The sequence below is a fragment of the Craterilacuibacter sp. RT1T genome (assembly GCF_023502145.1).
Lineage (GTDB): Bacteria > Pseudomonadota > Gammaproteobacteria > Burkholderiales > Chromobacteriaceae > Craterilacuibacter.
Map to the genome: position 1 here is coordinate 220109 of NZ_JAMFLI010000003.1, position 13695 is coordinate 233803.

A 13695-nucleotide genomic window follows, 5' to 3' on the forward strand; every position below is an offset into this window, starting at 1 on the left:
TCAGTCCTCGTTGTGCTGGTGATGATGCACGGTGTAGTTGCCGTGCAGTTCGACATGCCTATGCTCGCCCGCCGGGGCACCGGCATGCGGATGCTGGTGTGCATGAACATGCAGATGGGTATGGCTGCTGCCGTCTTCATGCACATGCTCATGCTCATGCGTGTGTTCGTGTACCGCCGGCTCAAGCTGCTGATATGGCTGGCTATGGCTGTGCGGCGTGGCATCGGCCCCGCCGAACAGGCGGCGTGATTCGTGTGGCGCAAGGTAAGGAATGACCTCGGCGCCAGGCAGGAACTGGTAACGGATATGTTCGAAATGGTGGGTGCGCATGACCGAGTCCATGACCTTTCGATCGACCGTCAGCGGCACATAGACGCGCGTGCCCTTGACTACGGCCGGCCAGTGCTGGTTGCCCAGCGCATGCCCAAGCTCGAAACAGGTGCGTGCCACCAATTCCGCAGGCAGGACGGCCGTGCCTTCCAGTTCGATCACCAGCACATCCTTGAGCGTAATGGCCGCGACGATGGCCTGTCCGGTTGCCTCGTCAAAAAACAGTACATCGCCGTTTTGCAGATGGTTTTGCCGGGGCAAGGCAATGGCAACTTCAACGCCGGCAGCCGTTTTCTTGCGTAGCCGGTTTTTTTGCGCTTCCCACTGGTCCAGCGCCAGCGTGTCCGGCGTCAGCGCTTGCAATCGCAAAGACCAGTCGGCATCGTGCCGGTTGCCCAGAATGTTTTCGATCAGAATCATGGCTTTCCCCTTGAGAGCCTGAGTGCCGAATGTGGCACTCAAGTTAATCAGCCGTTTTTTTGGCCAGTTTCAAACCTGCTTGCAGCAGTAAAAAACCGAGTATCAGGCTGGCGGCGACATAGCCCAGTGCCACCAGCAGCTCACCCGGTGTTTTCATCGCTTCGGCCGTGCCGTAGACAAAGCTGGAAAAGGTCGACATGCCGCCCATGATGCCGGTACCGATCATGGTGTGGACGTGGTGATGGATCTTCACTCGCTGGTGAAAGCTGGTAGACAGTCCCATCAAAAAACAGGCCAGCATATTGGCGATGAAAATATCCAATGGAAAACCGTCGGCCAGCTGCGGCACCAGCAGCATGATGAATTCGCGGCACATGGCACCAAATGCGCCGCCGACGAAAATCAGGATGATCAGATTGGCCATGCACCCTCCTAGCGCTGCAGCAAGGCAAGCCAGGCGCCGAATACGGCGGCGGCCAGGCCGGCAAAGGTCGATACCAGCAGATACACGGTTGCCAGTGTCCCCTTGCCGCCATCGGAGAGTTTGGCTGCATCCAGCTGCATGCTGCTGAAGGTGGTAAAGCCGCCCAGTGCGCCGGTCAGTACGCCGGCGTTCACCGGCGTGCCCAGCCGGTCCCGCCAGTCAACTGCAAACAGCACCGACAGGTAGGCGATGACAAAAGCGCCGCTGACATTGATCAGGAAAGTGCCTAGCGGAAAGTCGCCGTGGTAGCGCTCGCCTACCAGCGTGCCGACACGCCAGCGCAGCAAGGAGCCCAAGCCGCCGCCCAAACCCACCCACATCACGTCCAGCGCCGTCATCATCGCCGCTCTCCCTTTCCGCCCTTAGCTGAAAAAATGCAGCTGGTTCAGCGCGATGCTGGCGGCCGGAGCCACCGTCGCATGCACGCCGTTTACGCGCACGGCAAAGGTTTCCGGATCGACCTCGATGTGCGGCATGGCATCGTTCAGCACCATGTCGCGCTTCGAGACCTGGCGTGTGCGATATACCGGTTCGACGCGACGCTGCAGGCCATAACGGTCGGCAACCCCGTTTTCGTAGGCGGCACGCGAAGTAAATGTGATGCAGGTTTTGTGCAGGGCCGAGCCGAAGGCGCCAAACATCGGCCGGTAAATGACCGGTTGCGGCGTGGGCAGCGAAGCATTCGGGTCGCCCATCGGTGCCCATGAGATCATGCCGCCCTTGATGACATACTTGGGTTTGGCACCGAATAGTGCCGGATCCCACAACACCAGATCGGCCAGCTTGCCCACCTCGACCGAGCCGATCAGATGGCTGACTCCTTGGGCAATAGCCGGGTTGATGGTGACTTTGGCGACAAAGCGCAGTACGCGGAAGTTGTCGTTGCCCGGCGCGTCTTCCGGCAGCTTGCCGCGCGCCTTTTTCATGCAGTCGGCAGTCTGGATGGCGCGTAAAAAGCTTTCGCCCACACGGCCCATGGCTTGCGAGTCGGACGAAATAATCGAGATTGCGCCCATATCGTGCAGCACGTTTTCGGCGGCGATGGTCTCGGCGCGTACCCGGCTTTCGGCAAAGGCCACGTCCGACGGGATCTTGGGGTTCAGGTTGTGGCACACCATAATCATGTCGAACAGTTCGGCCTGCGAGTTGATGCCGTAAGGCAGGGTCGGATTGGTCGAACTGGGTAGCACATTAGCCAGGGACGCCACACGGATAATGTCCGGTGCGTGGCCGCCGCCGGCGCCTTCGGTGTGATAGGTGTGGATGGTGCGCCCTTCGAAGGCGGCAATGGTGTTTTCAACAAAACCGGCTTCGTTCAGGGTGTCGGTATGAATGCACACCTGCACATCCATATCGTCGGCTACCGTGAGCGCGCTTTTGATTGCGCCGGGCGTTGTCCCCCAGTCTTCATGAATCTTGAAGCCGGCGGCACCGGCATGGATCTGCTCGACCAAAGGTGCGATACCCGACGAGTTCCCCTTGCCCAGCATGCCGATATTGATCGGCAAGGTATCGAAGGAACGCATCATCATCTCCATATTCCACACGCCGGAGGTGATGGTGGTGCCATTGGTGCCGTCAGTCGGCCCGACCCCGCCCCCCCACAAGGTGGTGATGCCGTTGGACAGGGCCGCATAGGCCTGCTGCGGCGAGATCAGGTGCACGTGCGCATCATTACCGCCAGCGGTCAGAATCAGGTGTTCGCCGGAGATGGCGTCCGTGGCCGGCCCGACCGCCAGCGACGGGGTGACATTGTCCATGGTCGACGGGTTGCCGGCCTTGCCTATGCCGCAGATCAGCCCGTCCTTGATGCCGACATCGGCCTTGATCACGCCCAAACGCGGGTCGACGATGGTGACGTTGGTAATCACCAGGTCCGGTGCGCCGGAAAAGCCGGTAAGCTGGTTATCCATGCCCATGCCGTCGCGCAGCGTCTTGCCGCCACCGTAAACGGCCTCGTCGCCGTAGGTGCGCAGGTCTTTCTCGATTTCGATATAAAGATCGGTGTCTCCCAGGCGGATCTTGTCGCCGGTGGTCGGGCCGAACAGGTCGGCATACTGCTGTCTGGAAATACTCGACATATCGCTACCCTCTTCTGTGCCAGCGCCTTAGCGCTTATTCTTGAAGCCGAACAGCTCAACCCTGCGCATCGCATCGCCCAGGCGTGGCCGGTAAGCATGGTCGCGCTCGTTGCCGGTCCAGCCATCGACCAGATTGTTGAAGCCGAACACACGCTGGCCGCCGCCAAAGGGCACCAGTACCACCTCCTTCTCGTCACCCGGCTCAAAACGGATGGCAGTGGTGGCCGGAATGTCCAGACGCTTGCCGAAGCTTTGTTCGCGGTCGAACTCCAGATAGGCGTTGACTTCAAAAAAATGGAAATGGGAGCCGATCTGTATCGGCCGGTCGCCGGTATTGCGTACCTTGAGCGTGGTGGTCGGCCGGCCGGCGTTCAGCTCGATCGCGCCGCTGGCCAGGATCAGGCCGCCAACCGGACATGGTTTCTGTTTGGGCATGGAACACTCTCCCGCAAGCATGAATGGGACAAGCAAGCCGCTTTGTCTAGCGGATAGGGGCATGGACGGTGACCAGACGGCTGCCGTCGGTGAATACCGCTTCGACCTGCACGATGGGAATCATTTCGGCCACCCCCTCCATCACATCGGCACGGGTCAGTACGGTGCTGGCGTCTTTCATCACGTCCTCTACCGTCTTGCCTTCGCGTGCGCCTTCCATGGCGGAGGCCGAGATAATGGCTACGGCTTCGGGATGATTTAATTTGAGGCCCTTGGCTTTGCGCTTGAGTGCAACGTCAGCCAGGGTGTAAACCAGCAATTTATCGAGCTCTCTGGGGGTAAGATGCATACGAACCTCTCGATCTGGACGGGGTGAAGCGCAAAAACGCGTGGCCACAGACAGACCGAAGCAGGGTCTGACCGATATCGGCAACCCTGCTAGTATAGGACAAGCCGAACGACTTGCCAAAGAAACATAAAAATTTAATGTGAGGATTCACCTGCGGGTGAGTGCGGGTGCTTAATCGTGGCTGGCGGGTTTATTGTGTTGCAGCATACGCTGGCGCAAGGCCTCGTAGATGGGCAAGTCACCCAGCCAGAACGGTACGATGGCGGCCGGCAGGCAGGCCAAGAGCAAAGGCAGGGTCAGCGTGCTGGCACCGGTCATTTCTATGATCAGCACGATGCCGGTCAGCGGTGCGCGCACCGAAGCGGAAAACAGAGCCGCCATGCCAATGACGGCGCAGGACGGCACGCTCAAACCCAGTGTTGGCAGCAGAGCGTCGCCGGCCAGGCCGAACAAGGCACCGGCTACAGCCCCCAAGGCCAGCAAAGGGGCAAACAGGCCGCCGGGCAGGCCGATGCCGTAACTGAACGGGCCAAACAGGAAGCGGCTGACCAGCAAAAGCAACAAGGCGCTGCCACCGAGCGTGCCATCCAGTACCACCTGGTTAAGCGCCTCGCCATTGCCGGCGACAAAGGGCAGATACCACACCACCAGCGCCAGCACCAAGGCCGATAGCAGTACCCGCAGCCAAGGCGCAAGCCGGCCCATCTGGGTAAGCGTTACCAGAATGAGCCGATTGTAAACAAAGCCCAGCAGGCCGATGGCGATGCCGAACAGCAGATAGAGCGGCAGGGACAATAGGCGCGGTTCGGCCGGCTGCGCCATCTTGAATACCGGCTCCATCCCGATCAGGTATTGTGCGACCGGCACCCCTACCGCGCAGGTAATCATGCCGGCAATCACCAGCCGTGCAGCCGCGCTGCGCGTCAATTCTTCCAGCGTAAACAGTAAGCCGCCCAAGGGTGCGCTAAATGCCACCGCCAGACCTGCACCGGCACTGGCCGCGATTAGGCTGCGCTGATCACTGGGTGGCAGTTTCAGATAACGCCCGATATAAGCGCCGATGGCCGAGCCCATCTGCACCACCGGCCCTTCCCGCCCCAGCGCGTGGCCCGAGGCCAGCGCCAGTATGCCGCCAAAAAATTTGACCGGTAAAAAAGCATGATTTTTGACCGGTTCGATCTCGCCTAGCCATACCGCCTCTACGCGTTGTATGCCGCTGCCGGCCGCCTCCGGTGCAAAGCGTAAGACCAGCCACAAGGGCAAGGCGGTCAGCAGCAAGGATAAGAACAGCACACCGGCAAACCCGCTCCAGCCGGGCAAGGCATGCAAGGCGGCATACGCTGCATTCATCCATTGCGAGACATGCATGACGCCCAGTCTGAAACTGCCGCCGACAAGGCCGATCAGGATGCCGGACGCGATGGCGAGTAGCGCCAGCGGCACGATGCCGCCCAGCGTATCGCTGTTGTTGGCGGAGGACACTTCATGGGCAGAAGGCATCATAGGTGCACCTCTTCACGCGCGCGGCCGGAAAAGCCGGAACGGGTGCCTGCCCTGTTTGGGCTTGTGCCAAACCGCGCGGAGGTGGGAGGGAAAGCTGCCACGGGTACTACCAAAGTGAATGAGAGCATCCTTATGGTTTAGCTAATGCCAAGACTTATTGCCAATGGCGGCAATTTTCCGATTGTTTGCCATACTGTTTTTGTCTTGCCAAATCACAGGCGCTGCCAGTGCAGGTACAAGGCACCCGTTATAGCGAACCGCAATAAGCGGCTTTAACCCGAATCAGGAGTAGTCGATGAAAAAAGTCATCTTTCTGGGCGCGCTGGCCCTTTGCAGCAGCATGGCCATGGCTGCGGATGCCACCAAAAAACCGGTCAGCAAGTGGAATTGCGAAGACTTCCTTGCGCTGGATGAAAGCTTTCAGCCCAAGGCCATTTACTTTGCTGAGGGCTTCAACAAGAAGGACAAACCGGTAGATGCGGTGATGGATACTGCGGGTATCGAAAAAATCGTGCCGCTGGTGATTCAGGAGTGCCAGCAGGCACCCAAGGCGACTTTCTGGAGCAAGGTTAAGGCCAGTTGGGCCAAGGTCAAGGCCAGTATGTAAGTGTTTAAAGAGCCGGCGGTGTCCGGCTCTTTAAACTTCAAGCTGCGATGAAATGCGCAGCCTTGTCATTCAAATGCGCGCCATGCTGCGCTTGGGCTTTATGCTTGCTATTTTGTGCCGGCTCATCCGATGAGCGTGCCGGCGACATCGGCCGCGAAATTCGGCCCCTTATCCATTTTTCTGCTGGGGCTGAACACCACCATAGGTTCGGGCATATTCCTGTTGCCAGGTGCCGCCTATGCCGCATTAGGGCCATCCAGTCTGTTGCTGATTATCGCCGGTGCCCTGCTGATGTTGTCGCTGGCACTGTGTTATGCCGAGGCAGCCAGCAAGTTTGATCGTAATGGCTCTTCTTATCTTTATGTGCGCTACGCCTTTGGCGACTATGCCGGCTTTATTGTCGGGCTCTATGGCTGGCTGGGGCTGACCATAGGTATCGCCGCCGGCGTTGCCGGTATTCTGACCGCCCTCAAACCGCTGTTGCCGGTACTAGTCCGCTCGCAACCTTATTACTGGGCCGGCCTGCTAGTTTTGTGCGCCCTATTCGCGATCAGCTTTTTCGGCATCCGGCTGTCGCGCCGCTTCAATGACCTGACCAGCTGGGCCAAGTTGCTGCCCTTGTTGCTGTTTGTCCTGTTCGGGTTGTCATCCATCATTCCCGGTCATTTTCAACCCTTTGTGCCGCCGGCCGAGCATACGCTGCCGCTCTGGAGTGAGCACTTTGGCCATGTATTCGCGACCTTGTTTTTTGCCTATGTCGGCTTTGAGACCGTGCCTATTGCCGCCGCGCATATGCGCGAACCGGAACGCAATCTGCCGCGCACCCTGATTGCGGTGGTGGCTTGCTGTGCCCTGCTTTATCTGCTGGTCACGCTGGTCACGATAGGCGTATTGGGTCCGGCATTAAGTCATAGCAGCACGCCGGTGGCACAGGCGGCGGCAAGGCTATGGGGGGCGCAGGCCTATGTGCTGGTTTCACTTGCAACGGTGGTGTCGATTACCGGTGCGACCTTTGTCGGCGTATTCAAGGCGCCGATACTGGCAGCCGCTCTTGCCCAGAACGGTATCTTTCCTGCGTGGGCAGGCCGTATCAACCGCCATGGCAGTGCCGGCTACGCCCTGGGCGCCACGGCAAGCCTGGCTGCGCTATTGTTTCTGAGTGGCGGCTATCTGTTTTTGGTATCGGTAATGGTGGTTGCGGTGTTCGTGCAATACATTCCGGTGGCGCTGGCCATTCCTCGCCTGCGTCGGGACCCCGGGCTGCCTCAGGGCTGGCGCATGCCGCTTGGGCGGTTTGTTCCGCACTTTGCCGTACTGTTTTCACTGGCGATGCTGGCGCAAGCCGGGTGGCGTACTCTGGCTATTGGCTTGGCCGGTCTTGTGCTGGGTTCGCTGGTGTATTTTGTGCGTCAGCGTTCTTGATTTGAATGGTATGGCGCGTCCTTGTTTTAAGGTGCGCAGGCCTCAGGCCTCAGGCTTCGGGTAGGCGTATATCCATATCTTCGCTGCCCACCGACACATGGCAAGCCAGTCGCCAGGTGTCTGGCCTGTCTGGCCAGACAGGCTCGGTGCTTGCGGCAAAGCCAAAGCGTTTGAGTACATTACGCTCGCGTGCGCAGGGCGTGAACAGGGCGGGTTGCTGAGTGTGTTCGAGCAAAATGCGGCAGGTGCCGCAAGTGCCCTGCCCGCAGCGCCAGTGCAGCGGTAAATCGTGGGAACGTGCCACGTCCAGCAGCAAGGTGCCCGGCATGGCTTCCACACAGGCGAATGCTTCGTCTTGTAGCGCGCGGAAAAAGCGTATGCGAACCATATCCCCTCCTTTGGGCCGCTTAGTCGGCATCCGGCCAGTCAAGCTGGCGTGTGCTGCTGAAGCATTGGGTTTTGCCGCTATAAGGGTCGGTAAAGCGGATGGCGCGAGCCAGGAGCTGTAAAGGAGCTGAAAAATCGTCTGCGGCCTTGTCGTCCAGCAAGTGGGGATACCATGGATCATTGCGTATGGGAATGCCGAGTGCGGCCAGGTGCGCGCGCAACTGGTGCTTGCGCCCGGTGTGCGGTAGCAAGCGGTAGCGCCCCCACTGTCCATGCTGCGCCAGAAGTTCAATACGGGTTTCACTATTGGGTGTGCCCGCGATCTCGCGCATGACAAACCCGCCGGGTTCTTCGCGCAGCAAGCTTTGATGGGTGCGCGGCAAAGCAAGGTTTTGATCAAAGCGGGCAATGGCTTCGTATTCCTTTGCTACCTGCCGGCTTTGAAATAGCGTCTGGTAGCCAGCGCGACAGCCCGGATCGGCGCAAAACAGCATGACGCCGGCCGTTTCCCTGTCCAGACGGTGAATGGGGGTGAGTGCCGGCAGGTCCAGCTGGCTACGCAAACGGGTCAACAAGGTTTGCTGGACATGGCGTCCGCCCGGGATGCAGGCCAAAAAGTGAGGTTTGTCCGCCACCACCAGGCGTGCATCGCGGTAGAGGATGTCCGCTTCGAATGGCACCTCCACTTCCTGCTCGGTTTCGCGGTAATACCAGATGCGGCGATTGGCCGGATAAGGGCTGTCAAGGGTGTGCGGGCAGCCCCGATGGTCAAATACCTCGCCCTTCTCCAGGCGTGAACGCCATGTCTTGGTCGGGATATGTGCAAAGCGTGCACATAAAAAGCTGAGTAAATCAGGCCAGTCGCCGGCGGGCAGTTGCAGAAAACTGGGGGTGACGCCGTGGCGCGCAGGAATGGGAGCAGTGCGTTGGCTCATCATTAACTTTCAGAATGAACCCGTCGATTTTGCCATAAGAAAGCCCGCGCCAAACCATAGGCCGGTCATCATGACTTTCTCGATAAATTTGCCGTTGAAAAAAGTTACCGGCGCCCGGAAGCGGTGTTTGATTGGCCAGAGCAAGGGTACGCCGTAGGGCGTCAACCAGTCACCGATAATATGCGAGGCATAACCCACGCATAAGCCTAAAGCCAAAGGCATCCATAGATCATGGTATGGGCCATCGGCATTCAGGCACATCACACTGAGATAGAAAACGCCGGCCAGTGCCAGCAAACTATGGGTGATGCCCCGGTGACCAAAGACCATGGAAATGGGGGTGGAGATCAGGCGTAAACGCCGTCCCAGCCAGCTTTGCGGGTGGTCGATATCCGGCAGCAAAGAGCCCAGCATGCTGCCCACCAGCAATAAAATGGTGGCAGTCAGTGGTGACTTCAATAGTAAGGCTGCACCCACGCCACTACAGGCGCCGGCGGCAATATGTGTTCCGACCTTCATCTGAGTGCGTATCCTGCCGGAAATGTTAAACGGGCAGGGTTCTGGTTTTGCTTGATGCTCACGCGACGTCTTTCAGCTATTCATTGCGGGTCTGTTGCCCGCGTTCGCAGTTAAGCACCGATTGTAAAAACAAATGGGTATTTTATGTGGGTTTGTAATAAATAATTCGACACAAAAACTAAAGGGCAGGCGTAAAAAAGCCCCGCCAGGCGGGGCTTTTTGAGGCTACATGCAGCGCTGAATTACAGCGGCTGGATGTTGGTTGCCTGTGGGCCTTTTTGGCCCATGCCGGACTCGTAGCTTACTTTCTGGCCTTCTTGCAGGGACTTGAAGCCGCTGGCGCGAATTTCAGAGAAGTGGGCGAACAGATCGTTGCCGCCTGCATCAGGAGTGATGAAGCCAAAGCCTTTAGCGTCGTTGAACCACTTAACGGTACCGGTTTCCATAATGAATTCCTTTAAGATTTTTTAAAAAAGCGGGCGATTGCCCCTATGCATGACGATCAAGGAATAGAGCATGGAACATTACGATGTCGCTATGGTTCTGCTGCTTGAAAATCCTGCAGCGGCGTTTATACGGCACGCACCCTGTTTGGTCAAGCTTTTTATCGGTCGCATGATGCAGTCGCTCACATCGCATGCTAAAAACAGCTCACTTGCCTATGTGTCGTTGAAAGACAGCGCCGACATAGCGACAAGCTGGCGTGAAGATGAACCCGTCGCTGCGCCTTATCTACTCTGCCGGAGCCTGTTATGCCGAAAAAACACAGCCATCCCCTTCCTGAAAACACGGAAGACGAGCCCGAGGTGCCCGTGGTGGCCGCCTACCAGCGCTTCGAAAGCCAGATTACGCTGCGGCAGATTTCCTACTACCTGTCGGGTGAAATCGTAGAGCCTTGCCATTACAGCGAGATGTTTTACGCCTTGAGGACGGCCACCGAGAACGATGTGATCTTTCTGCACCTGAATACGCCGGGCGGGGACTTTGATACCGGTTTGCAGATCATCAACAATTTGCTGGCAACGCGTGCGCGTGTGGTCACCATCTTGGAGGCGCGCGCCTACTCTATGGGTGCGCTGCTGTTTCTGGTCGGAGACGAATTGATCGTGCACGACAATTGCCAGCTCATGTTTCACAACTACACCTCGGCCTTGATCGGTAAAGGCAATGAGCAGCAAGCGCAGGTGTTTGCCATCGGCAAATGGTTCGAGAAGGTGATGCAAAATATCTGCAAGCCATTTTTGACGGTGAGCGAGTTATCGCGCATCTTGCGTGGCGAGGATATCTGGATGGAGTCGGATGAAATCCGGCGCCGCCTGAACCGGATGAACCAGAGTGAGAAGCCGGCCAGCCCCAAGGGCAAGGCGCGTAAAGCCTTGCCCGGTGATTGATGCTCAGGCGATATGCTGCAGGTAAATCTGCAGTTCTTTGCGCCCTTGCCACTCATTCGCCACAATCTGGTACACGGCCTCGATCTCATCGGCCAGCCAGTCGGCGTGATTGAAGTACATGGCGTCAAATTCGGCGCCCTCTTTCCATAACCTGAGCTTCAGGTGCTTTCCACCCAGCACGCGCTGGCTCAGCACCCGGAACCGGTCGCAGAACGCCGGAGCAGGAAAGCCCTGCCCCCACACCAGCGCACCCAACTGCTCGGCAAAATCCAGATCCAGGCAGTCCAGCGGCAGACTGCCGTCGGTTTCTATCTGGCGCGTCAGCTGGGAGGGATCGAGTAATTCATGTGCCACGGTTTCAAAGGCCTGAGTAAACTCATCCAGCCTTAGCTCATCTAGCGTCAGCCCTGCCGCCATGGCGTGACCGCCAAACTTGAGGATTAAGCCCGGATGGCGCTTGAAGACCAGATCCAGCGCGTCGCGTAAGTGAAAGCCGGCAATCGAGCGCCCCGAGCCCTTGATCTGGCCGGCGTCGCCGGGCGCAAATACAATTGTCGGCCGGTGAAAACGCTCTTTCAGCCGCGATGCCACAATGCCGACCACACCCTGATGCCAGTCATCGCGATATAAGGCCAGGGTGTAGCGGTCCGCCGGGTCGATGGCCGACAAGCCCGCCAGCGCCTCTTCCTGCATGCCCGCCTCTATTGTGCGCCGCTCGCGGTTTAAATGATCCAGCTCGCCGGCCAGACGCGCTGCCTGCTCGTCATCGCTAGCCAAGAGGCAGGCAATGCCGACACTCATATCATCCAGACGGCCGGCCGCATTCAGGCGTGGCCCCAGCGTGAAGCCCAAGTCGAAAGTCGTCGCCTTGTGGGAGGCCCGCCCTGCCACGCGAAACAGGGCGGCGATGCCGGGCGCCATACGCCCGGCCCGCATGCGCTTGATGCCGTTCTCGACCAGGATGCGATTATTCTGGTCCAGCCTGACTACATCGGACACGGTGCCCAAAGCGACATAGTCGAGCAGCTCGGCCAAATTGGGTTCATGGCCGGCGGCAAAATCGCCACGCTCGCGCATGCGTGCGCGCAGCGCCATCAGCACATAAAACATCACCCCAACGCCCGCCAGATTTTTGGACGGAAATTCGCAGCCCGGCTGATTGGGGTTCACGATCAGCGCATCCGGCAGCGTATCGCCGGGCAAGTGGTGATCGGTCACCAAAACCTCGATGCCGCGCTTTTTCGCTTCCTCTACCCCGGCTACGCTGGCAATGCCGTTATCGACGGTGATGATAATGCCCGGGCTAAGCTGGGCGGCCAGCGCGACAATCTCGGGCGAGAGCCCGTAGCCGTATTCAAAGCGGTTGGGAACGATAAAGTCGACTACAGCGCCTAGCGCGGCCAAGCCCTTAACCGCGACGGCACAGGCGGTTGCGCCATCTGCGTCGTAATCGGCCACAATCAGCAGTTTTTCCTTGCCGGCGATAGCTTGTGCCAGGCGTTCGGCCATCGCGTCAATATTCTTGAGCAGGCGATAAGGCAGTAAAGCTTTCAGGCTGTAATCCAGCTCGGCGCGCTGGCGGATGCCTCGGGCGGCATACAGGCGTGACAATACGGGATGAATGCCGGCAGCGCTTAGCGTATTGCTTGCTTCTTGCGAAGGCGTACGGGTCAGAATAATCGACATGCTTGCCTTGGTTTGCTCTTTAGTTTTCGTTCAGAAGTTTTTCTAGCGCACATGGCCGGCGCCAGAATTTCCAGGTGTCAGCCCGGCTTAGCTTTGCCTCGAAGCCATTAGGGCCATCCGTTATCAAGCTCAGTTCAGACAGCAGCCCCGAGCGCAGTGCGGCCCATAGCGGCGCAAACCAGTCGGCTTCAAGTTGCTGCACGGCTTCGCGCCAGCCCCATGCGTCGCGATAGCGAGCGGGGGCGAGCAGGCGCTCCAGATGGACTTCAACCCTATTCTGGGCGCAGATCTCCAGTAGAGCTGACCAAGTGTAAGGCACTGCGTCGCAAGGCATGGCCGCATGGCTGGCCATGGCCTGCATTAACGCGTCATCGCTAAACAACAGGTCAATATCACAGAATGCCGGCTTTTGGTCATCGCCCTCGCCCCATAGCCACAGGCTGTTCAGCGCAGGTTCTCCCCGCGCTTCGCGCGCATCATTCACAGGGTGGGCATACAGCAGCATCTGCAACTCATTTAATAAGCGGCACCAGATCAGCCCTTTTTCGCCGCTGGGCAGCAGGCGATTGACATCTTCACCGATCGCGTCCGCCAAAGGAGTAAACGAGGCGGCGGCAGGTGCCGGCATATGCAGGAACCAGCGCGCCGGATGGGGTGCGTAGAGGCGCATTCCATCCTCTTGCAGCAGCGCATTTAAACTGCTCAATAAGGCATCGGCTTCGCTTTGCGTCAAATTCATGATGCCAGAATCAGCCAGATGAGCGCGATCGCGATTCACTCTAAGGTGTGCAGGGTCAGCCAGCAACCAATGCCCCGTGCTCGAGTCCAGTCCATAATCGGCAGCCAGCCAGCGCGCAGGGGCGAGCGAAGACAGGCCGGCGCGCGTGGCCTGAATGCTGGAGAGAGGCTTATTTTTTGCCGTGCGTCTGGCTGCCCCCAGTAATGAAGAAAGCGCAGGCAGGCTCAGACCGCTTAGGACTTCGAGCGCATCATGACGGTCTGGCCAAAATAGCGAAGGGATCAACAGGGTCAGTTTCATGAGGTCATCGGCTATTCAGGCAAAGATGGATAAGTTAACAAAAGCAGGGGATTTGAACGTAAATAAAACCTGCTTCAGACAGGCAAAGTTGCCATCCCATTGTTTTA

16 protein-coding genes are annotated in these 13695 nt (G+C 58.4%); 3 read left to right on the top strand and 13 right to left on the bottom strand.

Annotation, left to right across the window (positions count from 1 at the left end; genetic code table 11):
* The 7 genes from M3P88_RS07385 to M3P88_RS07415 all read right to left on the bottom strand — a co-directional run bounded on the left by M3P88_RS07385 (position 1) and on the right by M3P88_RS07415 (position 5602).
* Positions 1 to 750 (bottom strand): urease accessory protein UreE, encoded by a 750-nt coding sequence (locus M3P88_RS07385; RefSeq protein ID WP_249615397.1) that lies wholly within the window; start codon positions 748 to 750, stop codon positions 1 to 3.
* A gap of 43 nt (positions 751 to 793) precedes the next feature.
* Positions 794 to 1174: a fluoride efflux transporter CrcB gene (crcB, locus tag M3P88_RS07390; RefSeq protein WP_249615398.1), complete on the bottom strand. Its 381-nt coding sequence runs from the start codon at positions 1172 to 1174 to the stop codon at positions 794 to 796.
* A gap of 8 nt (positions 1175 to 1182) precedes the next feature.
* The gene (locus M3P88_RS07395) at positions 1183 to 1575 is read right to left on the bottom strand and encodes a fluoride efflux transporter FluC (RefSeq protein ID WP_249615399.1); all 393 of its coding nucleotides are present in this window, start codon (positions 1573 to 1575) and stop codon (positions 1183 to 1185) included.
* 21 nt (positions 1576 to 1596) lie between these two features.
* Positions 1597 to 3315: an urease subunit alpha gene (locus M3P88_RS07400; protein ID WP_249615400.1), complete on the bottom strand. Its 1719-nt coding sequence runs from the start codon at positions 3313 to 3315 to the stop codon at positions 1597 to 1599.
* Positions 3316 to 3342: 27 nt separating this feature from the next.
* Positions 3343 to 3750, bottom strand: a complete 408-nt coding sequence (ureB, locus tag M3P88_RS07405; RefSeq protein ID WP_249615401.1) for an urease subunit beta — start codon at positions 3748 to 3750, stop codon at positions 3343 to 3345.
* A 46-nt stretch (positions 3751 to 3796) separates the two neighbouring features.
* Positions 3797 to 4099, bottom strand: coding sequence for an urease subunit gamma (locus M3P88_RS07410; RefSeq protein ID WP_249615402.1), 303 nt, complete (start codon positions 4097 to 4099; stop codon positions 3797 to 3799).
* Between the two features lie 171 nt (positions 4100 to 4270).
* The gene (locus M3P88_RS07415) at positions 4271 to 5602 is read right to left on the bottom strand and encodes a ClC family H(+)/Cl(-) exchange transporter (protein WP_249615403.1); all 1332 of its coding nucleotides are present in this window, start codon (positions 5600 to 5602) and stop codon (positions 4271 to 4273) included.
* A gap of 295 nt (positions 5603 to 5897) precedes the next feature.
* Between M3P88_RS07415 and hdeA the strand changes: the two genes are divergently transcribed.
* Entirely contained in the window at positions 5898 to 6209 is a 312-nt protein-coding gene (hdeA, locus tag M3P88_RS07420; RefSeq protein WP_249615404.1) for an acid-activated periplasmic chaperone HdeA, read from the top strand.
* A 129-nt stretch (positions 6210 to 6338) separates the two neighbouring features.
* Positions 6339 to 7631: an APC family permease gene (locus M3P88_RS07425; protein WP_249615405.1), complete on the top strand. Its 1293-nt coding sequence runs from the start codon at positions 6339 to 6341 to the stop codon at positions 7629 to 7631.
* 49 nt (positions 7632 to 7680) lie between these two features.
* Here the strand turns inward: M3P88_RS07425 and M3P88_RS07430 are convergent, their stop codons facing one another.
* The 4 genes from M3P88_RS07430 to M3P88_RS07445 all read right to left on the bottom strand — a co-directional run bounded on the left by M3P88_RS07430 (position 7681) and on the right by M3P88_RS07445 (position 9918).
* Positions 7681 to 8019, bottom strand: a complete 339-nt coding sequence (locus M3P88_RS07430; RefSeq protein ID WP_249615406.1) for a 2Fe-2S iron-sulfur cluster-binding protein — start codon at positions 8017 to 8019, stop codon at positions 7681 to 7683.
* 19 nt (positions 8020 to 8038) lie between these two features.
* Complete coding sequence (locus M3P88_RS07435; protein WP_249615407.1) at positions 8039 to 8953, bottom strand: pseudouridine synthase; 915 nt, start codon at positions 8951 to 8953, stop codon at positions 8039 to 8041.
* Between the two features lie 9 nt (positions 8954 to 8962).
* Positions 8963 to 9472, bottom strand: coding sequence for a metal-dependent hydrolase (locus M3P88_RS07440; protein WP_249615408.1), 510 nt, complete (start codon positions 9470 to 9472; stop codon positions 8963 to 8965).
* A 242-nt stretch (positions 9473 to 9714) separates the two neighbouring features.
* Entirely contained in the window at positions 9715 to 9918 is a 204-nt protein-coding gene (locus tag M3P88_RS07445) for a cold-shock protein (protein ID WP_124733979.1), read from the bottom strand.
* A 306-nt stretch (positions 9919 to 10224) separates the two neighbouring features.
* On the opposite strand from M3P88_RS07445, the gene M3P88_RS07450 reads away from it, so the two are divergent.
* Positions 10225 to 10863, top strand: coding sequence for a Clp protease ClpP (locus M3P88_RS07450; protein WP_249615410.1), 639 nt, complete (start codon positions 10225 to 10227; stop codon positions 10861 to 10863).
* A gap of 3 nt (positions 10864 to 10866) precedes the next feature.
* Here the strand turns inward: M3P88_RS07450 and recJ are convergent, their stop codons facing one another.
* Together recJ and M3P88_RS07460 are read right to left on the bottom strand one after the other, a co-directional pair.
* Positions 10867 to 12549 (bottom strand): single-stranded-DNA-specific exonuclease RecJ, encoded by a 1683-nt coding sequence (recJ, locus tag M3P88_RS07455; RefSeq protein WP_249615412.1) that lies wholly within the window; start codon positions 12547 to 12549, stop codon positions 10867 to 10869.
* A 19-nt stretch (positions 12550 to 12568) separates the two neighbouring features.
* Positions 12569 to 13588 carry a hypothetical protein gene (locus M3P88_RS07460; RefSeq protein WP_249615414.1) on the bottom strand — a complete coding sequence of 340 codons (1020 nt, stop codon included), beginning with the start codon at positions 13586 to 13588 and terminating at the stop codon, positions 12569 to 12571.
* Positions 13589 to 13695: the final 107 nt, after the last annotated feature.

What these genes read in the sequence shown, in the direction of transcription:
- M3P88_RS07385 (WP_249615397.1), bottom strand. Translation starts at nt 750, where the DNA reads ATGATTCTGATCGAAAACATTCTGGGCAACCGGCACGATGCCGACTGG.
- crcB (WP_249615398.1), bottom strand. Translation starts at nt 1,174, where the DNA reads ATGGCCAATCTGATCATCCTGATTTTCGTCGGCGGCGCATTTGGTGCC.
- M3P88_RS07395 (WP_249615399.1), bottom strand. Translation starts at nt 1,575, where the DNA reads ATGATGACGGCGCTGGACGTGATGTGGGTGGGTTTGGGCGGCGGCTTG.
- M3P88_RS07400 (WP_249615400.1), bottom strand. Translation starts at nt 3,315, where the DNA reads ATGTCGAGTATTTCCAGACAGCAGTATGCCGACCTGTTCGGCCCGACC.
- ureB (WP_249615401.1), bottom strand. Translation starts at nt 3,750, where the DNA reads ATGCCCAAACAGAAACCATGTCCGGTTGGCGGCCTGATCCTGGCCAGC.
- M3P88_RS07410 (WP_249615402.1), bottom strand. Translation starts at nt 4,099, where the DNA reads ATGCATCTTACCCCCAGAGAGCTCGATAAATTGCTGGTTTACACCCTG.
- M3P88_RS07415 (WP_249615403.1), bottom strand. Translation starts at nt 5,602, where the DNA reads ATGATGCCTTCTGCCCATGAAGTGTCCTCCGCCAACAACAGCGATACG.
- hdeA (WP_249615404.1), top strand. Translation starts at nt 5,898, where the DNA reads ATGAAAAAAGTCATCTTTCTGGGCGCGCTGGCCCTTTGCAGCAGCATG.
- M3P88_RS07425 (WP_249615405.1), top strand. Translation starts at nt 6,339, where the DNA reads ATGAGCGTGCCGGCGACATCGGCCGCGAAATTCGGCCCCTTATCCATT.
- M3P88_RS07430 (WP_249615406.1), bottom strand. Translation starts at nt 8,019, where the DNA reads ATGGTTCGCATACGCTTTTTCCGCGCGCTACAAGACGAAGCATTCGCC.
- M3P88_RS07435 (WP_249615407.1), bottom strand. Translation starts at nt 8,953, where the DNA reads ATGAGCCAACGCACTGCTCCCATTCCTGCGCGCCACGGCGTCACCCCC.
- M3P88_RS07440 (WP_249615408.1), bottom strand. Translation starts at nt 9,472, where the DNA reads ATGAAGGTCGGAACACATATTGCCGCCGGCGCCTGTAGTGGCGTGGGT.
- M3P88_RS07445 (WP_124733979.1), bottom strand. Translation starts at nt 9,918, where the DNA reads ATGGAAACCGGTACCGTTAAGTGGTTCAACGACGCTAAAGGCTTTGGC.
- M3P88_RS07450 (WP_249615410.1), top strand. Translation starts at nt 10,225, where the DNA reads ATGCCGAAAAAACACAGCCATCCCCTTCCTGAAAACACGGAAGACGAG.
- recJ (WP_249615412.1), bottom strand. Translation starts at nt 12,549, where the DNA reads ATGTCGATTATTCTGACCCGTACGCCTTCGCAAGAAGCAAGCAATACG.
- M3P88_RS07460 (WP_249615414.1), bottom strand. Translation starts at nt 13,588, where the DNA reads ATGAAACTGACCCTGTTGATCCCTTCGCTATTTTGGCCAGACCGTCAT.